Origin of the sequence: Azospirillum oleiclasticum, assembly GCF_013423485.1 — a bacterium.
In the GTDB taxonomy this organism is placed as follows: Bacteria; Pseudomonadota; Alphaproteobacteria; order Azospirillales; family Azospirillaceae; genus Azospirillum; species Azospirillum oleiclasticum.
Genome location: NZ_JABFFR010000021.1, coordinates 159,565 through 185,554 on the forward strand (window position 1 = coordinate 159,565; position 25,990 = coordinate 185,554).

Annotated in this window: 20 protein-coding genes; 8 read left to right on the top strand and 12 right to left on the bottom strand. The window is 68.7% G+C overall.

All coding sequences use genetic code 11. The features are described from left to right. Positions 1-57 precede the first annotated feature (57 nt). The 6 genes from HL658_RS21085 to HL658_RS21110 all read right to left on the bottom strand — a co-directional run bounded on the left by HL658_RS21085 (position 58) and on the right by HL658_RS21110 (position 7,183). Positions 58-2,565 (bottom strand): cation:proton antiporter, encoded by a 2,508-nt coding sequence (locus HL658_RS21085; RefSeq protein ID WP_180284572.1) that lies wholly within the window; start codon positions 2,563-2,565, stop codon positions 58-60. 123 nt (positions 2,566-2,688) lie between these two features. Continuing rightward, a complete protein-coding gene (gene guaB, locus HL658_RS21090; RefSeq protein ID WP_180284573.1) occupies positions 2,689-4,170 on the bottom strand; it encodes an IMP dehydrogenase in 1,482 nt (493 codons plus the stop codon). Between the two features lie 63 nt (positions 4,171-4,233). Continuing rightward, positions 4,234-4,737 carry a hypothetical protein gene (locus tag HL658_RS21095; protein ID WP_180284574.1) on the bottom strand — a complete coding sequence of 168 codons (504 nt, stop codon included), beginning with the start codon at positions 4,735-4,737 and terminating at the stop codon, positions 4,234-4,236. 68 nt (positions 4,738-4,805) lie between these two features. Beyond that, positions 4,806-5,399: a helix-turn-helix domain-containing protein gene (locus HL658_RS21100; protein ID WP_180284575.1), complete on the bottom strand. Its 594-nt coding sequence runs from the start codon at positions 5,397-5,399 to the stop codon at positions 4,806-4,808. Between the two features lie 31 nt (positions 5,400-5,430). After that, on the bottom strand, positions 5,431-6,141 hold the full coding sequence (locus tag HL658_RS21105; protein ID WP_180284576.1) for an RlmE family RNA methyltransferase: 711 nt from the start codon (positions 6,139-6,141) through the stop codon (positions 5,431-5,433). Beyond that, positions 6,131-7,183 (bottom strand): Ppx/GppA phosphatase family protein, encoded by a 1,053-nt coding sequence (locus HL658_RS21110; protein ID WP_343055239.1) that lies wholly within the window; start codon positions 7,181-7,183, stop codon positions 6,131-6,133. The genes HL658_RS21105 and HL658_RS21110 overlap by 11 nt, the downstream gene beginning before the upstream one ends. Before the next feature lie 457 nt (positions 7,184-7,640). Here HL658_RS21110 and amt point away from each other — a divergent pair, with 457 nt between their 5' ends. Next, positions 7,641-11,405 carry an ammonium transporter gene (gene amt, locus HL658_RS21115; RefSeq protein WP_180284577.1) on the top strand — a complete coding sequence of 1,255 codons (3,765 nt, stop codon included), beginning with the start codon at positions 7,641-7,643 and terminating at the stop codon, positions 11,403-11,405. A gap of 15 nt (positions 11,406-11,420) precedes the next feature. On the opposite strand, the gene HL658_RS21120 is transcribed toward amt, so the two are convergent. After that, positions 11,421-13,337 (bottom strand): potassium transporter Kup, encoded by a 1,917-nt coding sequence (locus tag HL658_RS21120; RefSeq protein ID WP_180284578.1) that lies wholly within the window; start codon positions 13,335-13,337, stop codon positions 11,421-11,423. Between the two features lie 808 nt (positions 13,338-14,145). Here HL658_RS21120 and HL658_RS21125 point away from each other — a divergent pair. After that, the gene (locus HL658_RS21125; RefSeq protein ID WP_180284579.1) at positions 14,146-15,612 is read left to right on the top strand and encodes an AAA family ATPase; all 1,467 of its coding nucleotides are present in this window, start codon (positions 14,146-14,148) and stop codon (positions 15,610-15,612) included. A gap of 52 nt (positions 15,613-15,664) precedes the next feature. Here HL658_RS21125 and HL658_RS21130 read toward each other — a convergent pair whose 3' ends face one another. After that, the gene (locus HL658_RS21130; RefSeq protein WP_180284431.1) at positions 15,665-15,841 is read right to left on the bottom strand and encodes a hypothetical protein; all 177 of its coding nucleotides are present in this window, start codon (positions 15,839-15,841) and stop codon (positions 15,665-15,667) included. 588 nt (positions 15,842-16,429) lie between these two features. On the opposite strand from HL658_RS21130, the gene HL658_RS21135 reads away from it, so the two are divergent. Next, positions 16,430-17,116: a LuxR C-terminal-related transcriptional regulator gene (locus tag HL658_RS21135; protein ID WP_180284580.1), complete on the top strand. Its 687-nt coding sequence runs from the start codon at positions 16,430-16,432 to the stop codon at positions 17,114-17,116. A gap of 148 nt (positions 17,117-17,264) precedes the next feature. On the opposite strand, the gene HL658_RS21140 is transcribed toward HL658_RS21135, so the two are convergent. After that, positions 17,265-18,002, bottom strand: coding sequence for a response regulator transcription factor (locus tag HL658_RS21140; RefSeq protein ID WP_246337753.1), 738 nt, complete (start codon positions 18,000-18,002; stop codon positions 17,265-17,267). A gap of 729 nt (positions 18,003-18,731) precedes the next feature. Here HL658_RS21140 and HL658_RS21145 point away from each other — a divergent pair. Further along, positions 18,732-19,379 carry a response regulator transcription factor gene (locus HL658_RS21145; protein WP_180284581.1) on the top strand — a complete coding sequence of 216 codons (648 nt, stop codon included), beginning with the start codon at positions 18,732-18,734 and terminating at the stop codon, positions 19,377-19,379. An 80-nt stretch (positions 19,380-19,459) separates the two neighbouring features. On the opposite strand, the gene HL658_RS21150 is transcribed toward HL658_RS21145, so the two are convergent. Then, a complete protein-coding gene (locus HL658_RS21150) occupies positions 19,460-19,810 on the bottom strand; it encodes a DUF2794 domain-containing protein (RefSeq protein ID WP_180284582.1) in 351 nt (116 codons plus the stop codon). A 130-nt stretch (positions 19,811-19,940) separates the two neighbouring features. Here HL658_RS21150 and HL658_RS21155 point away from each other — a divergent pair, with 130 nt between their 5' ends. Both HL658_RS21155 and HL658_RS21160 read left to right on the top strand, forming a co-directional pair. Beyond that, positions 19,941-20,495 (top strand): thioredoxin family protein, encoded by a 555-nt coding sequence (locus tag HL658_RS21155; RefSeq protein ID WP_180284583.1) that lies wholly within the window; start codon positions 19,941-19,943, stop codon positions 20,493-20,495. 44 nt (positions 20,496-20,539) lie between these two features. Then, entirely contained in the window at positions 20,540-21,232 is a 693-nt protein-coding gene (locus HL658_RS21160) for a glutathione S-transferase family protein (RefSeq protein ID WP_180284584.1), read from the top strand. A gap of 20 nt (positions 21,233-21,252) precedes the next feature. Here the strand turns inward: HL658_RS21160 and HL658_RS21165 are convergent, their stop codons facing one another. Then, positions 21,253-22,443: a urate hydroxylase PuuD gene (locus tag HL658_RS21165; RefSeq protein ID WP_180284585.1), complete on the bottom strand. Its 1,191-nt coding sequence runs from the start codon at positions 22,441-22,443 to the stop codon at positions 21,253-21,255. A gap of 145 nt (positions 22,444-22,588) precedes the next feature. On the opposite strand from HL658_RS21165, the gene HL658_RS21170 reads away from it, so the two are divergent. Further along, the gene (locus tag HL658_RS21170; RefSeq protein WP_246337754.1) at positions 22,589-23,827 is read left to right on the top strand and encodes an allantoate amidohydrolase; all 1,239 of its coding nucleotides are present in this window, start codon (positions 22,589-22,591) and stop codon (positions 23,825-23,827) included. A gap of 30 nt (positions 23,828-23,857) precedes the next feature. Next, positions 23,858-25,090 carry an ArgE/DapE family deacylase gene (locus tag HL658_RS21175; protein ID WP_425485358.1) on the top strand — a complete coding sequence of 411 codons (1,233 nt, stop codon included), beginning with the start codon at positions 23,858-23,860 and terminating at the stop codon, positions 25,088-25,090. On the opposite strand, the gene HL658_RS21180 is transcribed toward HL658_RS21175, so the two are convergent. Continuing rightward, on the bottom strand, positions 25,041-25,919 hold the full coding sequence (locus HL658_RS21180) for an outer membrane lipoprotein (RefSeq protein ID WP_180284586.1): 879 nt from the start codon (positions 25,917-25,919) through the stop codon (positions 25,041-25,043). The genes HL658_RS21175 and HL658_RS21180 overlap by 50 nt on opposite strands. Positions 25,920-25,990 lie beyond the last annotated feature (71 nt).

Sequence of the window (25,990 nt, forward strand, 5' to 3'; positions counted from 1 at the left end):
GGGTGTTCCGATTCCTTCCCGTCGATCAGCCCCGTCGATCGGCCCCGTCGATCCGCCCTACTCCGCCGCCGCGGCGGGCTTGGCGGGGGATTTGCGGCGCTCGGCGACCGCTTGGATGTGTGCCCGCAGTTCCGGGTCGCGCTGGACCATGCGGCGGAAATCCCGCTCGTCCAGCACCAGCACCTGGCAATAGCCGAGCGCCCGCACGTCCGCGTTGCGCGGCTGGCGCGTCAACAGGGCCATTTCGCCGAAGAAATCACCGCTGCCCAGCTTGATCGGTTGTTCCAGTCCCGGAACCATCACCTCCACGGCACCGGAGGCGATGAAGAACATGGCGTCGCCGCGATCGCCGCGCCGCACCACCCGGTCGTCCGGCAGGTAGAGACGCGGCTTGAGCAGCCAGCCGATCTGCGCCAGCCGCGCGGTGGGCAGGCCGGCGAACATCGGCACCTTGGCCACCATCTCCGCCGTGTCGAGCCGGAGATCCAGCTTCGGCAGCTTTTCCACCTGGTTGCGGCGCTTGCCCAGCCCACGCTCCAGGTCGTTCAGGATTTCCTGGCTGATGATGCTGTCGGTGTGCATGGCGCGGAAGTCCGCCTCCTCCAACCGCAGCGCCGCACGACCGAGATATTGGTTCTGCAGGATGATGGCGTATTCCGGGTATTGCAGCTTCAGCGCCTCGAGCGCGCGCTCCACGCTGCCCTGCCGCATGCGCAGCAGCTCCTCCAGCTCCGCCGCGATGCCGGGGCCGAAGACCTGGGAGAGGCGGGTCTGGGTGAACAGCATCAGCTCGCCCAGGACCATGCGCACCGCGACCAGCATCTCGAACCGCATGGACAGGCGCTGCGCCAACGGCCCATGGATGCCGAAGCGGCGGTGCAGCCAGTTCGCGCCGCGCATCCAGGGACTGTAGACGGCGAAGGCCTCCGCCGCCCGGCGGTAACCCTCCGCCCCCTGTCCCTTGGCGGCGTCCAGCACGCCCACCGCCCGGCTCGCCAGGAACTCCACCACCGCGCGGGAGACGATGCCCTCCGTGAAATGCTGGTAGTACAGCTCCTCCTCCCGGCTCACCAGGATGGCGAGGCCGATGGCGACGCGGTCGCGGTCGTGCAGCGCCGCCTCCGCCTGCCGCTCGCGGTCGATCGCCTCGATCCGCTCGCCATACTGGGCGACCAGCGGATCGACCGCGGCCGGATCCATCTGGTAGCGGTTGGCCACGTCCACCACCCGCTCCCGCACGCCGGTGAGCGACAGGGCCAGCGCGCGGTTGCGCATGGCGTGCTCGACCGGGCTCAGCCGGTCCAGCCCCAGCAGGTGGATGAGCGGCCGCAGGGTCGTTCCGTTCACGAATAGGGAGAAGAACACGAAGCCGACGACCAGGATCGCCACCATGCTCTGGACGCCGTTCGGCACGTTGTGGTTCTCGGTGACGGCCAGCGCCAGCGTCAGCGACACGGCACCGCGCAACCCACCCCACAGCATCACCGCCTTGTAGGCGTGGCTGACCCGCTGTGCGGCGCCGAAGGCGGAGAGGAGCGGCAGCATGCCGAACAGCACCGCCGCCCTTGCGGCCAGCGCCGCGACGACGATGACCATCAGGTAGAACAGATGCTCCCACCCCACGCCGCTCAGCAGCCGCGGAACCATCAGCGCCGTCATCAGGAAGATCAGGGAGTTGGCCCAGAAGCCGAGCTGCCGCCACACATGCTCCAGCGCGCCCCAGGTGGTGGGGGAGATGCGCGTGCGCCCGACCGAGCCGATCACCAGAGCCGCGGTGACCACCGCCACCACACCCGATACGCCAACGTAATGATCAGCCACCACAAAGCATAGATACGCAAGCGCAACGGTCAGCGTGATCTCGGCCAGCGGCTGGTCGTGCACCGGCATCACCAGAACGCAGGCGATGCGCGCCAGCACGAAGCCGACCAGCGCCCCGCCGGTGAAGGAGATCAGGAAGGAGGATGCCGCCTCCAGCGCCCCGCCGTCGGTGCGGTAGGTCAGCATGCCCAGCAGCAGCGTGAACAGCGCGATGGCCGCCGCGTCGTTCAGCAGGCTCTCGCCCTCGACCAGCATGGTCAGCCGGCGCGGCGCGCCAAGGTCGCGGAACACGCCGATCACCGCCGCCGGGTCGGTGGTCGCCAGGATGGATCCGAGCAGCAGGCAGGGCACGAGTGCGAGCGGGCTGACCAGATGCAGCGCATAGCCGACGGCGAAGGTGCAGACCAGGACCGCCACCACCGCCAGCATCAGGATCGGCGCGATGTCGTCCATCAGCCGCCGCACCTGCACCGCCAGCGCGGTTTCGAACAGCAGCACGGGCAGGAACAGGTAGAGCAGCGTCTCCGACGAGACCTCCAGCTCCGCCAGGCTGTCCACGAAGTCGCTGATCACCCCCAGCCCGTCGAAGGTGCTGAAGCCCTGCAGCAGCAGGCCCAGCGTCACGCCGACGGCGGCGAGCAGCACCGTGTAGGGAAGACGCAGCCGGGCGGCCAGCGGCGGCAGGAAGCTGACCAGGACGAGAAGCCCCGAGACGCTCAGGACATAGACGAATACGCCGTGCATGATCTCCGCCGCCGACCCGGAAACGCGGGGCCAACCCTATCGCCCCCCTTCGGGGGCGGCAAGGCCGGCCACGGAAATCTTACGAACGGAACCGGTTGGTTCCGGTGCCTCGCCCGAAGCCGGTCAGCCCTGCCGGTAGTTGGGCGACTCGTTGGTGATCGTGATGTCGTGCACGTGGCTTTCGCGCAGCCCGGCGTTGGTGATGCGCACGAAATTGCAGCGGCTCTGCATGTCCGGGATCGTGGCGTTGCCGGTGTAGCCCATGGCCGCGCGCAGGCCGCCGACGAGCTGGTGGATGACGGCGGACACCGGCCCCTTGTAGGGAACACGGCCCTCGACCCCTTCCGGAACCAGCTTCATGGTCGATACTTCCTGCTGGAAGTAGCGGTCGGCGGAGCCGCGCGCCATGGCACCCACGGAGCCCATGCCACGGTAGGTCTTGTAGGAGCGGCCCTGGTACAGGATCACCTCGCCGGGGCTTTCGTCGGTGCCGGCGAACAGGCTGCCCAGCATGGCGCAGTCGGCACCGGCGGCGATCGCCTTGGCGAGGTCGCCCGAATATTTGATGCCGCCGTCGGCGATCACCGGAATGCCCTGCTTGTGGCACTCCTCGACCACGTCCATGACGGCGGTGAGCTGGGGAACGCCGACGCCGGCGATGATGCGGGTGGTGCAGATGGAGCCCGGCCCGATGCCGACCTTCACCGCGTCCGCCCCGGCGTCGATCAGCGCCTTGGCCGCCTCGCCGGTGGCGATGTTGCCAGCCACGAGCTGGGTGTAGTTGGAAAGCTTGCGCGCCGCGGCGATCTGATCGACCACCTTCATGGAATGGCCGTGCGCGGTGTCCACCACCAGCACATCGACGCCGGCGTCGAACAGCGCTTCGGCCCGGCGCAGCCCGTCCGGCCCGGTGCCGGTGGCGGCGGCCACGCGCAGCCGGCCGCGCTCGTCCTTGCAGGCGTTGGGGTAGGCCTGCGCCTTCTCGATGTCCTTGACGGTGACGAGACCGATGCAGCGGTAGGCGTCGTCCACCACCAGCAGCTTCTCGATGCGATGCTGGTGCAGCAGGCGCTTGGCCTCCGCCTGGCTGACGCCTTCGGGTACGGTGACCAGCCGCTCGCGGGTCATCAGTTCGGCCACCGGCTGGTTGGGGTCGGTGGCGAAGCGCACGTCGCGGTTGGTCAGGATGCCGACCAGCCGGCCGCTGCCGCGGCTGTCCACCCCCTCCACCACCGGAATGCCGGAGATGCGGTAGTCGGCCATCAGCCGCAGCGCGTCGGCCAGCGTGGCGTCGGGCGCGATGGTGATGGGGTTGACCACCATGCCGGATTCGTAGCGCTTGACCTTGCGCACCTCCTCCGCCTGGCGCTCGATGTCCATGTTGCGGTGGATGGTGCCGATGCCGCCGGCCTGCGCCAGGGCGATGGCCAGCCCGCTTTCGGTGACCGTGTCCATCGCCGCCGACATCAACGGGATGCCGAGCTCGATGGATTTGGTCAGGCGCGTCTTGGTCTCGACCTCGTTCGGCAGCACGGCGCTCTCGGCCGGCACCAGAAGCACGTCGTCGAAGGTGAGGGCTTCGCGGATCGCGATGTCGCGGGCCATGGCGGGCCTCCTGCAAAAATTTGCGCCGCACTATACACAAGGAGATGGGCTTGTGAAGGCGCATCACCCACAATGGATCGTTGGGGCAGCTCTGCGCACACCCCACGCCCGCAGCGCCAGCAGGGCCGGATCGTCACCGGCCCCGCGCAGCACCGCCCAAGCCTCCGCCCGCACCCGGTCGGCCAGCGCCGCCAACACTCGGTCGTGCGAGCAGGCCAGCGTCAGCCCCTGCGGATCGAACAGGCCGAACCGCTCCGCCTCCGTCCAGAAGCGCGGGTCGGCGCGGTTGCGCCGCCGCTGCCGGTCGAGCGCCACCACGGCGCGCACGAAACGCTCCTCGCGGCCCGCGCCCTGATGAAAGCGGCGGTGCAGGCCGAGCGCCCCGATGCCGGCGGCCTCCCTCTCCGACAACCCGGCCACCGCGACCAGCCGCAGCGCCCGCCCGGCGCGCACCGGCCATTCCACACGACGCGCCAGCCCCAGCACCGCCGGCACAGCACCGGCGCCCAGCATCCCGACCAGATCGTCCGCCGCCTCATCCCGGCGACGCCACAGCCACCCGCCCATGACCAGCCCTCCTACCCCGCCGACGCTACGCGCGGGGGTGAAAGGGGGCCACGAATAAAGAATACGCGTCAGCAGGGCGATGCACGCAGCAGCCGGCGGTCGGGGTAGAGCGCGTCGAGACGGTCCGGCTCCACCGTGGTGCACAGGCGCACCGCCGTCCCGTCGGCCAGAACCATGCGCTCCCACACCATCAGGCCGGGCAGGATGCGCATGACCGGGTGCCCGTTCGCCCCGTGCCAGCTCGCCACGGGAACGGCCGCCGGGTCGTACCAGCCGATATCGGGCAGGCGCGCCTCCGCCTCGCGGATCTCGTCGCAGGCGTAGGGCCAGACCGTGTCGCCGATGAAGGTGTCGGCACCGCGGGTCCATTCCCGCTCGCGCCCGGCCGAGGCGGCGAACAGTCGGTGCGTCACGTCGCAGATCAGGTGCACGGGAAGTGCCGACGTCTCCACCAGCCGCTTCAGCGCCCGCTCCGCCACGCCGTCGAGCCGGGCCTGGAGGAACGCGGTGAGGCGAAGCGCCTGCTCCGGGTCCGGCCGGTGGCTGCCCGCCTCCCAGCGCGACACCGTCGCCTGGGTGACGCCGGCGAGTTCCGCCACATGGCTCTGCTTCATGCCGCGCAGGCGCCGCATGCGGCGCAGGGCGGGACCGAGATGGGTCATTCCCGTCTCCTGCTTCTCCGACGCGTGAAATTCACTCCGTCGGCTTCGGCCCTCCCCGGAAGCCGGTGGCGACCACGTAGGTCTCCGACGAGTCCTGCCGGCTGGAGGGGGGCTTGGCGTGGCGCACGGTGGCGAAGGCGCGCTTCAGGCGGTCGAGAAGCTCGCGCTCCGCCCCGCCCTGGAACAGCTTGCACACGAAGGCGCCGCCGGGGGCCAGCACCTCCTCCGCGAAATCGAGGGCGGCCTCGGCCAGACCCATGATGCGCAGGTGGTCGGTCTGCTGGTGGCCGGTGGTGGGGGCCGCCATGTCGCTGAGCACGAGGTCGGCGGGGCCGCCGAGCGCATCCTTCAGGCGCTGCGGCGCCGTCTCGTCCAGGAAGTCGGCCTGGAAGGTGACGGCGCCGGCAACCGGCTCCATCTCCAGGATATCAAGCCCGACCACCTGCCCGCCGGTGGTCTCCGGCTTCACCCGCTCAACCGCCACCTGGGTCCAGCCGCCGGGAGCCGCGCCCAGATCGACGACACGCTTGCCGGGCGCCAGCAGCCGGTACTTCTCGTCGAGCTGCAGCAACTTGAAGGCGGCGCGCGAGCGGAAGCCGCGCTTGCGCGCCTCCGCCACGTAGGGGTCGTTGAGCTGGCGCTCCAGCCAGCGGGTGGAGGAGAGCGAGCGCCTGCGCGCGGTCTTCACCCGGACCGCGACGTTGCGGCCGCCCGGCCTCGTGGTGGGTGGCTTACCGGCCATGATCCTGTCTCGTCCCCAATGCGGCGGGCACGGAGCCCATCAGCTCCACGAGGATCCCCTCGCGCAGCCCGCGGTCGGCGATGCGCAGCCTCTCGGCCGGCCAACAGTCGCAGATCGCTTCCAGCACGGCGCAGCCGCCGATCACCAGATCCGCCCGCTCCGTGCCGATGCAGGGATGCGCCGCACGGCCGCAGAAGTCCAGTGCCAAGAGCCGCCGGATCACCGCGCGGGCGTGGTCCACCCGCAGGAAGCTGCCGTCCACGAGCCGCCGGTCGTAACGGGGCAGCCCCAGATGGATGCCGGCCAGCGTCGTCACCGTGCCCGACGTGCCGAGGAGTTGCACCTCACCCGCCTCCATACGGCTGCGGATGTCGTTGCGCGCCTCGAACGGCTCGATGGCGTCCGCCACCTCGTCCAGCATCCGCCGGTAGGTCGCGCGGTCGATGCGGTCGCCGCCGTACTGCTCGGTCAGACCGATGACGCCGCAACGCACCGACACCTGGTCGAGGATGCGCGGGCGCCCGCCGGGCTCCACCGCCAGCCACATCAATTCCGTCGAGCCGCCACCGATGTCGAAGATCAGCGCGTAGGGGTGGGAGGCGTCGAGCAACGGTGCGCAGCCGACCAGCGCCAGCCGCCCTTCCTCCTGGCTGGTGATGATCTCGATGGCGATGCCGGTCTCCCGCTCCACCGCGTCCACGAACTCGCCGCAGTTGACGGCACGGCGGCATGCTTCGGTGCCCACCGCGCGCACCGCCGTGACGCCACGCCGCCGTATCTTGGCACCGCACACGCGCAGCGCGGACAGGGCGCGGGCCATGGCGGGGTCGGACAGCCGCTCGGTGCGGCAGACGCCCTCCCCCAGCCGGACGATCCGCGAAAAGGCGTCGATCACCCGGTAACCGCCCAGTGTCGGGCGCGCCACCAGCAATCGACAGTTGTTGGTTCCCAGGTCGAGCGCGGCGAAGATCGGACGCGCGGGGTTCGCCACCCGGATCCGCCCGATGTCGTCCTGCCGGTCGCTGTGCACCTGAAGGTCCACGCCGCCTCCCTTCCGGCCCGGGCACCAAGCCCACCCCGGAATCGGCATCATAGCCCGAATCACGGTGGAAACGAACAGCGTTGGCCGGTGGCGTACCGCCGCGGATCCCGGAAAACCGCCGCTGCGCGTTGTCACCGCCGCGTCCATGTGCCGCAGGGTTGCAACAGGTCGGAACGACCGTCGCCGGGGCGACACAGTTCCATGTATGCGGGTGCGGGCGTATGCGGTAAGCTTATGTCCTCGCCACGACATAGTTGCACCCGCGTGGAGCACATCCGAACCGGCGGCCGGGCAGCCGCTATCAATCATTGCGTCGCCGCGCGCCCGTCCACCCGCCGACCGTCTCACCCGGCCGCGGGCGGCCCATCGCTTGCATGTATGATGGTCGCGCCGATCAAACCGAGCACCCCGTCGCGACCGGCCATGGTCGCGGATGCGTTCCCAGCGGAGCCGTTGCATGAATCTTGAGTTGCAAGACCTCCTGTGGCTGGCAACGGCCACCAGTCTGGTCATGATCATGCAGGCGGGGTTTCTATGCCTGGAAACCGGTCTTACCCGATCGAAGAACAACATCAATGTGGCGATGAAGAATGTCGCCGACTTCGTCATCTCCATCGTTGCCTTCTGGGTGGTCGGCTACGCCTTGATGTTTGGATACAGCGAGGGCGGCTGGATAGGAACCAGCAACTTCCTGCTGGATGGTGCATCGAGCCCCGCCCATTCGATCTTCTTCCTGTTCCAGGCGATGTTCTGCGCCACGGCCGTCACCATCATCTCCGGCGCGCTGGCGGAGCGTATGACCTTTTCCGGATACATCCTGGTGTCACTGGTCATCGCCGGATTCGTCTATCCGCTGTTCGGCCACTGGGCGTGGAACGGGCTGGAAACCGGCAAGCTCGCCGGGTGGCTGGGCGCCGCCGGCTATGTGGACTGGGCCGGTTCCAGCGTGGTGCACCAGACCGGCGGCTGGGCCGCGCTCGCCCTGCTGATCCTGGTCGGCCCGCGCCTTGGGCGTTTCGATGAAAAAACCGGCACTCCACGGCCGGTCGCCATGTCCAACCTGCCGCTCGCGGCAATGGGTGTGCTGCTGCTCTGCTTCGGCTGGATCGGCTTCAACGGCGGCTCCACGCTGAAGCTCGAGCTGCGCATCGCGACGATCATCGCGAACACCTGCCTGGGGGCATCGACCGGCGGGATCGCCGCGCTGTTGCTCGCCTGGATGCGTCTCGGCAAGGCCGACGTGGGCGCGCTGCTCAACGGGATCCTGGCCGGGATGGTGGCGGTCACGGCGAACTGCCACGCCGTCAGCTTCGCCAGCGCGGCGGCGATCGGCGCGATCGGCGGACTCATCGCCGTCGTGCTCGAACAGCTTCTGCTGCGGTTGCGCATCGACGACGCGGTGGGCGCCATTCCCGTGCATCTCGGTGCCGGCGTCTGGGGCATCGTCGCTGTCGCCCTGTTCGGGCGGCCCGAGCTGCTCGGCACCGGGCTGACCTTCTGGGAGCAGCTCGCCGTACAGCTCCAGGGCATCGCCGCCTGCTTCGCGGTGGCCTTCCTGCTGCCGCTCACCCTGTTCTGGCTGTGCTCGCGGGTGCTGCCCTTTCGCGTTCCGCCGGATGCGGAGACGGTCGGCCTGAACGTGTCGGAGCATGGCGCCAAGAACGAGATGCACGACCTCTACGAGGGGTTCCACGAACAGGCGCGCACCGGCGACATGTCGCTGCGCATCACCGCCGACCCCTTCACCGAGGCCGGCCAGATCGCCGTCCGCTACAATTTCGTGATGGACCGGCTGGAGGAGGCCGTCGCCAGGACCGACGCCATCGTCCGTGTCGCCACCGACGCCATCTTCATCTTCTCCGCCGAGGGGCACCCGCTGTTCCACAACCAGGCCGCCGCGGAGATGTTCGGCTACCACGACGAGGACCTGAAGCTCCTCGGGCTGAAGGACCTGCTGCTCGGCGGTGCCGCTTTCAACGACGAGTCGGGCATCGTGGAGGCGCTGGCCCTGCACGCCGACGGCAGCACCTTCCCGGTGGAGGTGACGTCCGGCATCACGGTCAGCCATGTCGGCCGCCTGCGCATCTTCACCTTCCGCAACATCGCCGAGCGCAAGCGGGCCGAGCGCGCCGTCCGCGACAGCGAAGCGCGTTTCCGCGCCGTGTTCAACGAAGCCGCCATGGGCATGGTGATGATCGCCCGCAACGGCGAGGTGCTGGACGCCAACGCGACCTTCACCACCATGCTGGACCGGCCGTTCGATGGCTTGGTCGGCATTCAGTTCTGGCAGGTCGGTCACCCCAACGACCGCGCCACACTGCAGATCGCGGTCGAGCATGTGGCGGGCGGCGTGCGGATGAAGGACGCGGTGGAGGCGCGGCTGCTGTGCGGCAGCGGTGCGGTGATCTGGGGGCGCCTGTCGCTGACCCACGCCCGGGTGACCGGGCACCCCGACCCGGTGGCCCTGGCGGTGGTCGAGGACATCACCCAGGCCCGCCGCAACGCCGAGGCGCTGCGACTGGCGGCCTCGGTGTTCGAGAACACGACCGAGGCGATCGCCATCTTCGACGGCCATGACGGCATCGAAACCGTCAACGTCGCCTTCACCCAGATCCTCGGCTACGCGGAGCGGGAGGCCAAGGGACTGTCGCTGGCGCAGCTCGGCAGCGCGCGCTACAGCCGCAGCCATTTCGACGCGATCTCGCGCTCGGTCGCCTCCGCCGGTTCCTGGAGCGGGGAGATCCTGCTGCGCCGCAAGGACGGCGAGCTGGTGCCGATGTGGGTGTCGATCTCCAGCGTCCGCGGCATCGACGGCACGCTGAAGAACCGCATCGCGCTGTTCAACGACCTGACCGAGCGCAAGGAGCAGGAGGAGGCGGTCTGGCGCCACGCCAACTTCGATGCCGTCACCGGGCTGCCGAACCGCCGGCTGTTCCTCGACCGGCTGCACCAGGCCATCGAGCAGGCGCGGCGCACCGGGTCGATGATCGCGCTGATGTTCCTCGATCTCGACCGCTTCAAGGCGGTCAACGACACGTTGGGCCACAAGGCGGGTGACGAGCTGCTGTCGGTCGTCGCCCACCGGCTCGGCAGTTGCCTGCGCGCGTCGGACACGGTGGCGCGGCTTGGCGGCGACGAGTTCACGGTGATCGCCACCAACCTGGCGGAGGTGCAGGCGCTGGACCAGGTCGCGCGCAAGATCATCGGGACGGTGGCGCAGCCGATCACGCTGGACGGGGCGGAGATCGGGGTGTCCACCTCGATCGGCATCGCCGTGTTCCCGCACGACGCCGACAACGCCGACGACCTGCTGCGCAAGGCCGACGCGGCGCTCTACCACGCCAAGGCGGTCGGCCGGAACAACCATCAGTTCTTCACCGAGGAGCTGAACCGCCGCACCGAGCAGCGCGCCCAGTTCGAGCGGAATTTCGTCCGCGGGCTGCAGGCCGGCGAGCTGTTCATGATGTACCAGCCGCAGGCCCGGTTGGACGACCGCAGCGTCTTCGGCTTCGAGGCGCTGGTGCGCTGGATGACCCCCGACCGCGGCATGGTCGGACCCGACGAGTTCATCCCGCTGACCGAGGAGACGGGGCACGCCATCACGCTCGGCAACTTCGTCATCCGCCGCGTCTGCGCCGACATGCGGCTGCTGAGGGAGGCCGGGCTGGTGGTGCCGCGGGTGTCCATCAACGTGTCCGCCCGCCAGCTCGCCAGCGACGTGCCGCTGGAGCAGACGATCCTGGATGCCTGCGCCGAGGAAGGGATCGATCCCGCCTGCCTCGCCATCGAGGTGACGGAGAACAGCCTGCTGGCCTCCGACGAGCACGCGGCGTCGCTTCTGGTCCGCCTGAACGACGCCGGACTGACCGTGTCGCTGGACGATTTCGGCAAGGGCTATTCGTCCCTGTCGCGCCTGAAGAAGCTGCCGGTCCAGACCATCAAGATCGACCGGGAGTTCATCCGCAACCTGCCGGGCGACGAGGACGACGTGGCGCTTGTCTCCGCCGTGATCGCCATGGGCCGCGGGATGGAGCTGGACGTCATCGCCGAGGGCGTGGAGACGGAGGAGCAGGCCGCCTGCCTGACGGCACTCGGCTGCGTGAAGGCGCAGGGCTGGCTGCTCGGGCGGCCGATGCCGCTGGAGAAGATGATGGATCTGCTGCGCGACCTGCAGCCCGCCAGCCACCGCCCACGGCCGCTGGCGGAGGTCGAGGTGGCGTGAGGGGTCGCACCCCGGTCAGATTTCGATCTGCGTTCCAAGCTCGACCACACGGCCGGGCGGCAGGCAGAAATACTCCGTGGCCGACAGGGCCGTCTTCGACATGCCGATGAACAACGGCTCCCGCCACGCCGGCAGCCCTTCGCGCCGTGACGGTATCAGCGTCTCGCGGCCGAGGAAGAAGGACGTCTCCATCAGGTCGAAGTGAAGACCGAAGCGGCGGCAGCGCTCCAGTGCGCGCGGGATGTGCTGCTCGTCCAGGTAGCCATAGTGCAGGATCACCCGGAAGAAGCCCTTGCCCAACTTCTCCACCTCCACCGACCGGTCGGGATCGACGCGGGGCACATCGGCGACGCGCACGCTGGCGACCACCACACGCTCGTGCAGCACGCGGTTGTGCTTGATGTTGTGCAGCAGGGCGTGCGGCACGACATCGGGGTTGCCGGTCATGAAGACCGCGGTGCCGGCGACGCGCTGCGGCCCCTGCGGGCTCAACCGCTCCAGGAACTGCGTGAGGGGCAGCGCGTCGCCGTAAAGCCGCCGCGCCAGCAGCGCGCGACCGCGCCGCCAGGTGGTCATGGCGATGAAGATGGCCACGGCCACCAGCAGCGGGAACCATCCGCCCGAGGGCACCTTCAGCAGCGTGGCCCCGAACAGCGCGGCGTCGATGATGAAGAACAGGGTGAAGACGCCCGCCAGCAGCGGCCAGGACCAGCCCCACAGGCGTGCGGCGACCACGGCCGCCAGCAGTGTGTCGATCAGCATGGCCCCGGTCACCGACACGCCATAGGCCGACGCGAGGCTGCTCGACGAACCGAAGCCGATCACCAGCACCGTCACCCCGACCAGCAGCATCCAGTTGTTGCGGGGGATGTAGACCTGCCCCACCTCGTGCTCGGAGGTGTGGCGGATCTCGCGCCGGGGGAGGTAGCCGAGCTGGACCGCCTGCCGCGTCAGCGAGAAGGCGCCGGAGATCACCGCCTGGGAGGCGATCACCGTCGCCAGCGTCGCCAGCCCCACCAGCGGCAACAGCGCCCAGTCCGGGGCCATATGGTAGAAGGGATGCGCCAACGCGCCCGGCTCGTGGAGCAGCAGCGCGCCCTGGCCGAAGTAATTGAGCAGAAGCGCCGGCAGCACCAGGAACAGCCACGCGATGCGGATCGGCCGCCGGCCGAAATGCCCCATGTCGGCGTAGAGCGCCTCGGCACCGGTCACCGACAGGACCACGGCTCCAAGCACCACGAAGGCGGCGAAGCCGTGGTCGGCGAACAGGGCGACGCCGTACAGCGGATTCACCGCCCGCAGCACGTCCGGCCAGCGCACCACCTGCACGATGCCCAGCACCGCCAGCACGGCGAACCACAGCAGCATCACCGGCCCGAAATAGCGGCCGACCGCGCCTGTGCCCTGCCGCTGGAACAGGAACAGCACGGCGATGACCAGCAGCGTCAGCGGCAGAACGAAGCGCTGGAACACCGGCGTGGCGACGTTCAGCCCCTCCACCGCGCTCAGCACCGAGATGGCCGGGGTGATCATGCTGTCGCCATAGAACAGCGCCATGCCCAAGATCGCGAGCCCCACCACCAGCCTCTGCCCGCGCGGTGATCCGATCACGCGGTTGGCGACGGAGCCCAGCGCCAGCACGCCGCCCTCGCCGCGGTTGTCGGCCAGCATGACGACCATCACGTACTTGACGGTGACCACGAGCAGCAGCGCCCAGAACACCAGCGACAGGATGCCGAGGATGGTCCCCTCCCCCAGCGCCATGCCGGTCTCGCCGAACGCCTCGCGCATCGTGTAGAGCGGGCTGGTGCCGATGTCGCCGTAGACGACGCCCACCGCCCCGACCACCAGGCCGGGCAGACGGTTGGGCGTACCGCCCTGCGGCTCGTGCCCGGTTTGGGGCTCCCCCTGCGGCTCGCTGGCACTGCTCATGGAATTCCCGTTCCCCCGTGACGGGCCGCCCCGGCCCCATTGCCTCAGTACACGTTAGATATCCCGGCGGACAGCCACAGGCCACGGCGTAGAACGGCCGACCCTCCGCACCTGTTGCATGGTGGGCACGGCAGGCGCCAACCACGTCGTCAGCCGAGATGGAGAACCATAGGGAGGGCCATGGGGAGGCCATGGGGAGGGCCATAGGGAGGGCCGTGGGGAGAGGGCCCGGAGGGCCGTGGGGAGAGGGCCCGCAACACGAAAGAACATATACAGAACTTTCCGCTTGTCGTTCCCGTTTCGTTCAGGCATCGTGTGATCAGACGGCGCCCGCCCCCGCACCGATCCGGGATCGGAACGCCCCAGCGACAGACGCAAGCACTCCGCGACCCTGCAACGCCGGTCCGGCCGAGCGCCCGACCGCCAGCGACACGAAGGAGACCGCCATGCCGTTCCTGACCTTCCTGCGCGAGCTGTTCACCTTCACCGCCATGCTCGGCACGCTGTTCGTATGGACCTTCCTCGGCTACGCCGTCGGACTTTGACACCGGCCGATCCGGCGGAATCCCGCCCGACGGTCTAGGTCCCCGACCTTTTGCCAGTGGCGGACGGGGACCGGCGGCGCAAAAGAACCGCCGCAAGGGGATACTATCCGAAATCCCAGAAGCCGCGCCGCGGACGCCTGATTAAATGCGGGGTGCAGCCGGTCGGCGACCAAACCGCCGTCGGCGCAGACGTCTGGCACCGGGGGAAAGCAACGAACAGCCGGCCCCGGCGCCTCATCGGGATTTGCCGGGATACGGATTCCATGCGGAACTTCTTCAAGAAACGGCGCATGGCCGCCGTCGCCGACGATGGCCCCACCATGACCCCCGCCGCACCGGTGCGCGCACCGGCGGCGGAACGGACCGTCGGCGGGCCACCCAAACTCCGGCCGATCGGCGGGCTGGCGGTGGCCGCCGCCAACCCGGCCCGCGGCGAACCGCCGGCCGGCCGTGCCGGTGTTGAAACGGCGGCACCCGCCGACACCGAACTGCCGCGCTTCAGCATTCCCGTGGCCGGCGGGCTGCGCAGCGCCGCTGGACGCGAGCCGGCCCTGCTGAAGGGCCTGTCACCCGAAGTCAACGGCCTGCTGCGGGAGGCCTTCACCCCGACCCGGCCGAAGCAGCGCCTCAACTCGCTGTTCATTGGCCGCACCGCCACCCTGCGCCGCATCATCTCCGCCATCGAGGAGGAGCGGGCGCATGTGATCCTGTTCGGCGACCGCGGACGCGGCAAGACCTCGCTTGCCAACGCGGTCGAGCAGATCGCGGCGCAGGCCGGCTACATGGCGCTGAAGCAGACCTGCAGCTCCGAGCTGACCTTCGAGGAGATCTTCCGCCATTTCCTGAAGAAGATCCCTTCCACCTACTACCGCGCGACCTCCGGCCACGCCTTCACCCAGATCAACACCTTCCAGAGCTTCGCCGAGCTGCTGCCCCGCGAATCCTTCAGCGTGACCGAGCTGAACGAGGTGCTGGGCAGCATTCACGGCACGCATGTGCTGATGATCCTCGACGAGTACGACCGCGTCACCGACGAGGATTTCCGCAACAAGCTGGCCGAGCTGTTCAAGAACCTGTCGGACAGCTCGATCAACGTGACCCTGCTGGTGGTCGGCGTGGCGGAGAACCTGGACCAGCTCCTGGGCAAGCACCCGTCCATCCAGCGCGCGCTGGTGCCGGTGCATCTGCCCCTGATGAGCGACCGCGAGGTGGAGCGGCTGCTCCAGGCCGGGGCAGACAACGCCAAGATCGCCTTCGCCACCGAGGTGTCGCGGCGGATCGTCGATTTCGCCCGCGGCCTCCCCTACTACGCGCAGCTTCTGGGCCTGCACTCCGCGCGCAGCGCGGTCAGCCGGCGGTCGGACACGGTGGAGCGGGACGACCTCGTCTACGCGGTGTCCCGCTGCCTCCAGGAGGCGGAGCGCGGCGTGGTCGTCTCCTACGCCCGCGCGCTGGCGCCCGAGCACCGGTCGGAGCTGGAGGATGTGCTGCTTGCCGCCGCCCTCTGCCCGTCGGACGAGTTCGGCATCTTCGATCCGATGGATCTGGCAGCACCCGGCGGCACGGTGTCGCCGACCTTCACCGAGCGGCTGCGCCGCCTGGTCGATGACGAGTATGGGGCGGTGCTGGTCCCGGTCCTGGAACCAGGGCGTATCCGCTACCGCTTCCAGAACCAGATGATGCGCCAGTACGTCCTGATGCGGCAGGCGCAGGAGCGCGGCCAGATCTGACCGTCGGCCAGCCACGCCCGTGACGGCCTCCGACAAAACCGGCCGGGGGCCGTCAACGCAGGCCAAAACTCGCCGCCGCCCACACCGCGGCGGCGATGGAGCCGATCAGTGCGGCCACGACGGCGAGGCTGGCCATGAACTGGCGGAACTCGCCCTGCTTCCAGGCGCTGCGCGCGAGAAGCGCCAGATAGGCGGCGGTGACGAACCCGACCGCCTGCATCGCCGACATTCCCCTGCCCTCCGCCCGACACCCCCGACGTGCGATACCCCACACCCGCCGCGACGTCCGGTCAAGCCGTCACCATGGCCGGTGGGGCGATGGGCTTGCCACCTTGGTGGCTGCCGGGACGCCTCTCCGAAGTCTATGACATTCGACATAAAGGCATAGACCCCAACACCGGCGACGATGCACGTTCTGGCGGTGTGCACTGCACAAAATCCGCCCCCGGTTGTCACCACAAACGCCCGACACGCTACCTCAACGGGCTTAGATAACAAATAAATCAGCTTTAGGACTAGATTTGTCACGATAAAGTGTCGGCAATATCCTTCTGCCACCACTCCAAAGTGACGATGCTGTAAAGAAACCGTACAGAAGTTTCCACGTCACAGAGACCGCTTTACGCATATGTCTATTGCGTTGTTAATTTAATACCACGGAGAGGTATCGCATTCCACGCCACATGGTTATCCTCATCCAAAATATCGGCATAACAATACCATGAGTGGAGCGCATACGAGAGAGCTGAGCCTATTGCTGAACAGTCGACTTGGCCGGTGTCTGTCGTTGCAACATCCAAAAAAGCGGGAGCTGACCATGGAACCAGTGCGAGCCTTTCTGATCGATGCGAACAAGCTGTTCCGGGAGGGCCTGAAGCGCCTTCTGGATGACTCCCCGTTCCAGATCGTTGCCGAGGCCAGCAATCTCAGGGAAGCCACCGCTATTGCGGAAAGCGGACTGCGACCCCAGCTCGTCCTGCTCGATCTGGTGAGCGGTGGCGAGGAGGAGGCCGAGGGCATGCGCCGCCTGCGCGGCATGCTGCCCGACACCCGCATGGTGATCCTGACGAGCGAGCTGTGCACCCGACGTCTGGCCAACGCGCTGGAAGCCGGCGCCGACGGTTACCTGATGAAGGACCTGTCGTCGGACGCGCTGGCGCAGTCGCTGAAGCTGGTGATGATGGGGGAGAAGGTGTTCCCCACCCATCTGGCCGCGCTTCTGATCAGCGGCCGGGTCAACGGCAACGGGACGGACATGCCGGTGTCGCGCAAGGGCCTGTCCCAACGCGAGGTGCAGATCCTCCGCTGCCTGCTGAACGGCGACAGCAACAAGATGATCGCCAACCACCTGAACATCACGGAAGCGACCGTGAAGGTCCACCTGAAGAGCCTTCTGCGCAAGATCAACGCGTCCAACCGCACGCAGGCGGCCATCTGGGCGCTCAACAACGGCATCGGCGGCGAGCTGGCCGGCGCGGTCCCGGCCGTAGCCGCCAACCAATGAACCGGGGCGGATTATGGTCCGACGCTCCCCGGCTCCCCGCGATGGAGGGGACGCCGGCGGGTCGCAACGGGTCTGACATCACCGGACACACGGAAATCGCCGCAGCGGTGCTGCGGCGATCTTGCGTTTCAGGGACGTCCGGTGCCGGTCAGGCACGCGACCGCGGAACGGCCCGGGCGGCGTCCCCGGCACCTTGAGGGTCACGCGCACCCTGCAACGCCCCCTGCTGACGCGCGGCGAAGACGCCCGCTTCGGTGCGGTTGCGGAAGTGCAGCTTGGACAGCACGCTGCGGACCATCGACTTGATCACCGCCTCGGAGAGGTCGAGCTGGTTGGCGATCGTGCGGTTGTTGAGCCCCTGCCCAAGAAGGCGCAGCGTCTCGAACTCCGCCTCCGACAGGCGCGGCAGCAGCGTCAGCCGGATCTCATCGACACCGAGACGCGACAGGAACTGCTTGGGCATGAGGCAATGCCCTTCGAGCCCGAGGTCGAGCAGTTCGTTGATCCGGTCGACATTGATGTCCTCGAACACCCAGGCGTCCGCGAATGCCAGGATGTGGGCGGCATCGAGCAGCTCGCGGGAGGACAGCACCACGACGATCCGGCTGCGGCGTGACAACCGCAAATAGACCATCGGCTCGTTCTCGCGCAGCGCGGTGAACTGCTGCAACCCGATCAGGATGGCGTCCGGGGTCAGGCTGCTCTGGGTCAGCTCGGAGATGTCGTGGAACACCGTGATGCGATGGCGCCCCTCCTTCTCCAGCGCCGGCACAACCGACTCCGTCAGGGCGGGGTTGTCGAGTATCAGGCAAACATGCATGGGGTTCACCGCGTTGCGGGTCTGGTGCGATGCCGTCTCGGGCACGAGATCACGGTACGGAGTCATGGGTCTGCTCTGGTTGGACGAGGCATCCACGCCCTTCCCGTCTCCGGGTGCGCGTAACCGCCGTCGGTGTGAGAAAGTTCCGTCGTTGTCGACAGTGTGCCGGGACTATCCATCGTATTTTCTAGCCACCCCATGAAATTCTGCAAAAAAAATTGACAATGTATCGATGATCTTATATATTGTCGGTTCTATCTGTAAATCGAACGATAGATTATCATGCGAGATCGCCAAGCGTCACCATTCGGTGACGGAGGAACGCTGCGTGATAACACTTCCGAGATAGGTTTTACCGTTCGGGATTGCAACGGATCGTGCAACTCCCAGCGCGTATTCTGGCGAAAATCCACCATAATTCAATGTTCTCGTCATCATCACGCCCCGCCGTCCAACAGAGGGAGTAACAACGCGGGAGCCTGCAAGTCACTCGTGCGACACGGTGAATGGAACGCTTTTCCGGAGCACATCCGGCCGACTGTGGCACGGACCACATGTGGACCCCTTCGTTCTTCCCGCGCAACCGCTCCACCGAAGGGAGTAACGTGGCACCCGAACGGTTTCTGGCCTAAGGTCATAGGACCGGAAAATGACCTATAGCGCATGCTGGTATACGGCACGCACACACAATGTGTTACCTGTACTTTAATATTTCGGCATCACCGGTTCGAGTTGCACCCTCGGCAATCCGGTCGCCGATATCGGCTTCAACCGATGGTGGGAGGTAGGGGAAAAATGAAGATCCTGATTGGCGACGACCATCTGCTGTTCCGCGAAGGCCTTCGCCGCCTTCTGGAACAGATGCACAACGGTGCGGTCTTCGTCGAGGCCGGCACCTTCGGCGAAGTTCTCGACCGCTGCCGTTCCGGCGACCGCTTCGACGTGATCCTGATGGATCTCCATATGCCGGGCTGGGAAGGCTTCAGCGGTCTCGACGAGATCCTCGCGGCGCAGCCGGGCGTTCCGGTGGTGATCGTGTCCGCCTCCGAAGCGCTGAACGACATCCGCGGCGCGCTCGACCAGGGCGCCACCGGCTACATTCCCAAGTCGAGCAGCGTCAAGGTTATGATGGGCGCGCTCAACCTCATCCTCCAGGGCGGCATCTATGTCCCGCCGGGTGCGCTGGCCTTCGGCAGCGGCGACAACGGCCAGCGTCGCCGCAACGGCGACGGCCAGTCCGACCGCGCCAGCGCCTTCGGCCTGACCCAGCGGCAGCGCGAGGTGCTCGACTGCCTGCGCGCCGGCAAGTCCAACAAGCAGATCGCCTACGAGCTGGGCCTGTCCGAGGGCACGGTGAAGATCCACGTCACCGCGATCTTCAAGTCGCTCGGCGTCCGCAACCGCACGCAGGCGGTCATCGCCGCCGCGTCGATGGCGGGCTGACGCGCCCTCCGACGCCTTCCACCGGCAGCAAGGCCGCGCCATCCCCGGCGCGGCCTTTTCCGTTCCGGCACCCCTGCCGCTCAGAGCACGACGCGGATGGGGCGGTCGAAGACGGTCAGCGCGTCGCGCAGCGTGGTGGCGCGGGCGAGTTTTTGGCGGCCGGTGAACACCGTGTATTCCGCCCCGCCCTTTCCCGTTCCGTGAGTCTTGACGATGGCGAACAGCGGCCGTTCCAACGTGTGGCGGAAGATCGAGAAGACGGCCATGCCCACCCCATGGTCGATGGCGTAATCACGCCATTCGCCGGTCGCCACGCGGCTGGAATAGAGTTGCAGCAACTGCGAGAGTTCCACCCGGTCGAAATAGATCCGACGGGACGCCTTCCGGCGTTCGGAAAGCGGGATCAGATTGGAAACGGATTCCGCGGTCATTGGCTGTCGGCGTCCAACCCCGTATGCTTCGTGCACCACAACTGTCACCCAACTCGGCGGAACCGTCCAGGGCTGCGAGCGTGGCGGCGCCGAACACATTGGTCCTATGCCCCGGAGGAGGAAACCGACCATGGCGGCAGAAACCCCCATCTGCGATTTCGGCAGGCCCGCGGCCGACTTCGACCTTCCCGGCGTCGATGGCCGCAACTGGTCGCTCGCCGACGTGCGCGGCCCGCGGGGCACGCTGGTGATGTTCCTGTGCAACCACTGCCCCTATGTGCGGGCAGCGATCACCCGCATCGTCCGCGATGCCGAGGATCTGAAGGCGCACGGGATCGGCGCTGTGGCGATCATGCCCAACGACACCGCCGCCTACCCCCAGGACGGGTTCGAGGCCATGAAGTCCTTCGCCGCCCAGCACGGATTCGGCTTTCCCTATCTGCTCGACGAGTCGCAGGCGGTGGCGCGCGCCTATGGCGCCGTCTGCACGCCGGACTTCTTCGGCTTCAACGCCGATCTGCAGCTGCAGTACCGCGGGCGGCTGGACATCGGTCGCACCCAGCCGGTTCCGGACGCCCCGCGCGAGCTGTACCACGCCATGTGCCGCATCGCCGATTGCGGCACCGGCCCGGCCGATCAGGTTCCCAGCATGGGCTGCGCCATCAAGTGGAAGCCGGGCGCGTGACCACCGAATCAAAAATCCAGCCAACAATACGGGAGAGGATATCCATGACGATCCGGCTCTATGATCTTGCGGGCGCAGACGAGCGCTGCCGCTTCAGCCCCTTCTGCTGGCGGACGCGGCTGGCCCTCGCCCACAAGGGGCTGGAGGTCGAGACCATCCCCTGGCGCTTCACCGACAAGGCCAAGCTGCCTGAGCCGTCCAACGGCCGCGTCCCGGTCATCGTCGATGGCGACCGCGTGGTGCACGACAGTTGGGCCATCGCCGAGTATCTGGAGGACCAGTACCCCGACAGTCCCTCCCTGTTCCCGGCGGGGGCCGGGCGGCCGGTCGCCCTGTTCCTGAACACCTGGGCCGACACGGTGCTGAACCCGGCGGTGGCCAAGCTGGTGGTCAGCGACATCACCGATCGTCTGCACGCGGCGGATCTGACCTACTTCCGCATGTCGCGCGAGAAGCGCTTCGGCATGCCGCTGGAACAGGTGACGGCCGAACGGGACGCGGCGCTGCCCGGCTTCCGCAAGCTGCTGGAGCCCTTGCGCCAGCCGCTGCGCCGGGTCCCCTTCCTGGGCGGCGAGGCGCCGGCCTATGCGGACATGATCGTCTTCGGTGCCTTCCAGTGGGCGCGGGTGGTCAGCCCCTTCGAGCTGCTGGCGGCGGACGACCCGGTCGCCGCGTGGCGGGAGCGCATGCTCGACCTCCACGGCGGCCTTGCCCGCGCGGTGCCCGGTCGGGGCTGACAGCCCCCCCCGGCCCGCGATCAGCGCCCCTGCCCGGTCCACATGCTGAGCAGGCGGCGCTCGTCGGCCGTGATGCCGGTGATGTTGCCGGGCGGCATGGCGTCCGACAGAACGGCCTGGAGCCGGATGGGGTCGGCGTGGCGACGGATCTCGTCGGCCGTGTCGAGCCGCACGCCGCGCGGCGGGGCGGCGATGCCGTCCCAGACCGGCGTCGCCGCATGGCACATGCTGCAGCGGGAGATCACCACCTCCTCCACCGCGGCGAAATCGACCGTCGAGCCGGCGGTGGCCGAGGCCACCGCCTCGCGCGGGCCGGCCGACGCCAGCCAGACGACGAGGCCCCCCCCCGCCGCGGCCACCGCCCAGGTCCACCAGGGGCTGCCCCGGCCGGCGTGGCGGCTGTTGAAGAAATGGCGGATCACCGCCCCCATCACGATGACCACCGCGACGATCACCCAGTTGTAGCGGGTGCCGAAGCTGGTCGGGTAATGGTTGCTCAGCATCAGGAAGACGACGGGCAGCGTCAGGTAGTTGTTGTGCAGCGACCGCTGTTTCGCCGTCCGGCCATAGGCGGGGTCCGGGGTGCGCCCGGCGAGGAGGTCGCCCACCACGATCTTCTGGTTGGGAATGATCACCAGGAAGACGTTGGCCGCCATGATCGTGCCGATCAGCGCCCCGACCTGGAGCATCGCCCCGCGCCCGCTGAACAGATGGGCGAAGACGAAGGCCGCCGCCACCAGGAAGGCGAAACCCACCAGCGCCAGCCGCAAATCGGAGTCGGCCAGCGAGGAGCGGCACAGCCGGTCGTAGACGTACCAACCCACGACCAGCGATCCGGCGCTCACCGCGATCGCCGCCCACACCGGCATCTCCATGACCGCCGGATCGATCAGGAACAGGTCGGCCCCGCGGTAGTAGAGGACGCAGAGCAGGAAGAAGCCGCTCATCCAGGTGGCGTAGCTCTCCCACTTGAACCAGGTCAGCTTCTCCGGCAACGCCACCGGGGCCACCGTGTACTTCATCATGTGGTAGAAGCCGCCGCCATGCACCTGCCAGGCGTCGCCCGACACGCCGGCCGGCAGCCCCTCGCGCTTGGTCAGGCTGGCGTCGAGATGAATGAAGTAGAAGGAGGAGCCGATCCACGCGATGGCGGTCACCACGTGCAGCCAGCGCACCGCGAAGTTGATCCACTCCCAAACCAATGGGTCCATGCCGCCCCCGCCTTCCCCGTCGTGATGCCGTCCGCATCCCAACGGTAGCCGAACCGGGGACGCTGGCAAGCCTCGTGCGAACGGGATCGTCCCGTTCCCGCAGTTTGGGGAAGCGGGTCACCCGCGCGCGGGCTATTCTGGCGGCATGACGACGCACCCGCCCCCCGCCCCCGCCGCCGCGCTCATGCAGCAGCTCGCCGACTTCGCCGGATTCAGCGACGAGGAGGGGGCGCTCACGCGCCTCTACCTGTCCCCCGCCCACCGCGAGGCGGTGGCGTGGCTACGCGACCGGATGACCGAGGCCGGCATGTCCGTCCGGCTGGACCCGGCGGCCACACTGATCGGCCGCTACGAGGGGACACGGCCCGGCCTGCCCGCCGTGCTGATCGGGTCGCACATCGACACGGTGCGCAACGCCGGTCGCTACGACGGCAACTTCGGCGTGCTGGCCGGCGTGCAGGCGGTGGCCGAGCTGAACCGCCGAGGCGAGCGGCTGCCCTTCGCCATCGAGGTGCTGGCCTTCGGCGACGAGGAGGGGGTGCGCTTCCCGGTGACGCTGACGGGCAGCCGCGCCATCGCCGGCACCGTCACCCCCGGCGCTTTCGACGTGGCGGACCGCGACGGGGTACGCCACGGCGACGCGCTGCGTGCCTTCGGCGGCGATCCCGACCGCGTCGGCGAGGCCGCGAAGCGGCCGGAGGATGTGCTGGCCTATCTGGAGCTGCACATCGAGCAGGGCCCGGTGCTGGAGTCGGAAGGGCTGCCCGTCGGCGTGGTGACCGCCATCAACGGCGCGCGCCGCTTTCGCATCACCGTCGGCGGCATGGCCGGACATGCGGGCACCGTACCGATGGAGATGCGCCGCGACGCGCTGACCGCCGCCGCCGAGATGATCCTGGCCATCGAGCGCCGCGCCCTTGCCGAGCCCGATCTGGTGGCCACGGTCGGCACCATCGAGGCGCTGCCCGGTGCGGTGAACGTGATCCCCGGCCGGGCCCGCTTCACCATCGATCTGCGCGCACCGCAGGATTCGCAGCGGGACAAGGCGGCAGAGGACATCCGCGCGGCGCTGGACGGCATCGCCGCCTACCGCCGGGTGACGCTGGCGGTGGAGCCGATCCACGCGGCGCCGGCGGCGCAGTGCGATCCCACCCTGATGGACGCGTTCGCGGCGGCGATCGAGCGCGCCGGGATAAGGCCCTTCCGTCTGCCAAGCGGGGCCGGGCACGACGCCATGGCGCTGGCGACGCTCTGCCCGGTCGCCATGCTGTTCGTCCGCTGCAAGGGCGGCGTCAGCCACAATCCGGCGGAATCCATCACGGTGGACGACGCCGCTGTTGCCCTGGACGTGCTGCTGGATATGCTGCGCACCCTCAAGCCTTAGCCACTGACGCCCTGGGGAGGGCCCGGACCCGTGATTGCCGACACCGCAGCCGCCGCCATCGGCGACTTCGTCGCGAAAAACCGCGACCGCCAGCTCCGCTTCCTGGCCGAACTGGTCAAGGTGCCCTCCGACAACCCGCCCGGCGACTGCGCGCCGCACGCCCTGCGCACCGCCGAGCTGCTGGAGGAGCTGGGCTTCACGGTGGAGCGGCACCCGGTGCCGGAGGCGACGGTGCGCGCCGCCGGCATGCTGACGGCCACCAACGTGATCGCCCGCCGCCGCTTCGGCGACGGCCCGACCATCGCGCTGAACGCGCACGGCGACGTGGTGCCGCCCGGCGAGGGCTGGACGCATGATCCCTACGGCGCCGAGATCGTCGATGGCTGGATGTACGGGCGCGGGGCGGCGGTCTCCAAGTCGGACTTCGCCACCTATGCCTTCGCCATCCTGGCACTGGAGGCGCTGGGCCAGCCGCTCAAGGGCACCATCGAGCTGCACGGCACCTGGGACGAGGAGATCGGCGGCGAGATCGGGCCGCAATGGCTGCTGGAGCAGGGCATCACCAAGCCCGACCTGTGCATCGCCGCCGGCTTCTCCTACGCCGTGGTCAACGCCCACAACGGCTGCCTGCATCTGGAGGTGGAGGTCATCGGCCGCTCCGCCCACGCCGCCCGTCCGAGCACCGGGGTGGACGCGCTGGAGACCGCCAACGCCATCCTCACCCGCCTCTACGCCCACCGGAAGAGCTACGCGGCGAAGCCGTCGGCGGTGCCGGGCATCGGTTGCCCGCAGCTCACCGTCGGGCTGATCAAGGGCGGCATCAACACCAACGTGGTGCCCGACCGCATCACCTTCCGCCTCGACCGCCGGCTGGTGCCGGAGGAGACGGGGGCGACGGTGGAGCAGGAGCTGCGCGCTCTGATCGCGGAGGCCGCCGCGGCCTTCCCCGAGGCGCGGGTGGAGGTGCGCCGCATCCTGCTGGCCCAGCCGCTCACCCCGCTGCCCGGCACCGAGCGGCTGGCGTCCACGCTGGCGGAGCACGCCAGCGCCGTGTTCGGGGAGCCGGTGGGCACGGTCGGCGTGCCGCTCTACACCGACGCCCGGCACTACGCCGCCGCCGGCATCCCCATCGTGCTGTACGGCGCCGGCCCGCGCAGCATCGAGGAGGCCAACGCACACCGCGCCGACGAGCGCCTGCCCGTCGCCGACCTGTTCAGAGCGACAGAAGTGGTCGCGCGGGCTCTGCTGGAGCTTCTTTCGTAGCCGCTGGCGCCGGGGTGGCGGGCGTCGACGCTGCCGGAGCTGCGGTTTCCGGTGCCGCGGCTCCCGGCGCCGGGTCGGCCGCCGGCGCTGTCGTCGCGGCCGGGGCGGGGCTGGCCGCGGGCGGCTCCGGCAACGGGGTCACGGTCGGGGCCGCGGCGGCGGGCGCCGGATTGCCCGCGTTCTCCGACCGCAGGGAGAGCGGTGCCTGCACCGCCGGTGCGGCACCGGCGTCCTTCGCCGCCTCCCCCGCCGATGGATTGGCCGGCGGTGGGGTTGTCGCGGCGGGCGCATCCTTGGCCGGGGCATCCTTGGGTGGCGTCCCCGACGCCGGGGGGGCGGATTTGCCCGGCTCCTCAACGGCGACCGAGTAGTCGGGTACGATGCGCGCCTGGTTGCCGGTGATCACCAGCACCTTCTGGCCGATGGCGATGGGCTTCTCCTCCCGCTGGGTCAGCGAGAGCAGGTCACCGTTCGGCTTGCGCACGATGTATTCCCAGCCCGTGGTGTCGCCGGTCACCCGCTCGATGGTGGTGCCGAGGATGGTGCCGACCGCCGTGCCCCCCACCGCGCCCAGCGCCGAATTGAAGCCCCCCGGCCCCACCTGAGCGCCGAGGATGCCGCCCGCCGCCCCGCCGGTGACCGCGCCCACGGTGCCGCTGGCGCTGATCACCACCTGCCGGAAGCCGACGACGACCGCCGGCTCGACCTTGTTGGCCTGCTGGACGGCGTTGCTGGCGTAGGAGTCGGGGGAGTAGGTGGAGGACGAGGTGCAGCCCGCAAGGCCGATCAGGACGGCGGCGGACAGGCCGATCGCGATGGAGCGTGACAAGGCGGAATCCCTTGGCCGATGCTTCAAACCGGTGTGATAGGGGATCGCGCCGCCGGAGTCACCCGGCGTTT

Bases quoted from the DNA above. Each gene is read 5' to 3' on its own strand.
- HL658_RS21150 (WP_180284582.1), bottom strand. From the start codon at position 19,810: ATGACCGCGGAATCCGTTTCCAATCTGATCCCGCTTTCCGAACGCCGG.
- HL658_RS21120 (WP_180284578.1), bottom strand. From the start codon at position 13,337: ATGAGCAGTGCCAGCGAGCCGCAGGGGGAGCCCCAAACCGGGCACGAG.
- HL658_RS21100 (WP_180284575.1), bottom strand. From the start codon at position 5,399: ATGACCCATCTCGGTCCCGCCCTGCGCCGCATGCGGCGCCTGCGCGGC.
- HL658_RS21105 (WP_180284576.1), bottom strand. From the start codon at position 6,141: ATGGCCGGTAAGCCACCCACCACGAGGCCGGGCGGCCGCAACGTCGCG.
- guaB (WP_180284573.1), bottom strand. From the start codon at position 4,170: ATGGCCCGCGACATCGCGATCCGCGAAGCCCTCACCTTCGACGACGTG.
- HL658_RS21140 (WP_246337753.1), bottom strand. From the start codon at position 18,002: ATGACTCCGTACCGTGATCTCGTGCCCGAGACGGCATCGCACCAGACC.
- HL658_RS21160 (WP_180284584.1), top strand. From the start codon at position 20,540: ATGACGATCCGGCTCTATGATCTTGCGGGCGCAGACGAGCGCTGCCGC.
- HL658_RS21125 (WP_180284579.1), top strand. From the start codon at position 14,146: ATGCGGAACTTCTTCAAGAAACGGCGCATGGCCGCCGTCGCCGACGAT.
- HL658_RS21085 (WP_180284572.1), bottom strand. From the start codon at position 2,565: ATGCACGGCGTATTCGTCTATGTCCTGAGCGTCTCGGGGCTTCTCGTC.
- HL658_RS21170 (WP_246337754.1), top strand. From the start codon at position 22,589: ATGACGACGCACCCGCCCCCCGCCCCCGCCGCCGCGCTCATGCAGCAG.
- HL658_RS21130 (WP_180284431.1), bottom strand. From the start codon at position 15,841: ATGTCGGCGATGCAGGCGGTCGGGTTCGTCACCGCCGCCTATCTGGCG.
- HL658_RS21135 (WP_180284580.1), top strand. From the start codon at position 16,430: ATGGAACCAGTGCGAGCCTTTCTGATCGATGCGAACAAGCTGTTCCGG.
- amt (WP_180284577.1), top strand. From the start codon at position 7,641: ATGAATCTTGAGTTGCAAGACCTCCTGTGGCTGGCAACGGCCACCAGT.
- HL658_RS21165 (WP_180284585.1), bottom strand. From the start codon at position 22,443: ATGGACCCATTGGTTTGGGAGTGGATCAACTTCGCGGTGCGCTGGCTG.
- HL658_RS21145 (WP_180284581.1), top strand. From the start codon at position 18,732: ATGAAGATCCTGATTGGCGACGACCATCTGCTGTTCCGCGAAGGCCTT.
- HL658_RS21155 (WP_180284583.1), top strand. From the start codon at position 19,941: ATGGCGGCAGAAACCCCCATCTGCGATTTCGGCAGGCCCGCGGCCGAC.
- HL658_RS21095 (WP_180284574.1), bottom strand. From the start codon at position 4,737: ATGGGCGGGTGGCTGTGGCGTCGCCGGGATGAGGCGGCGGACGATCTG.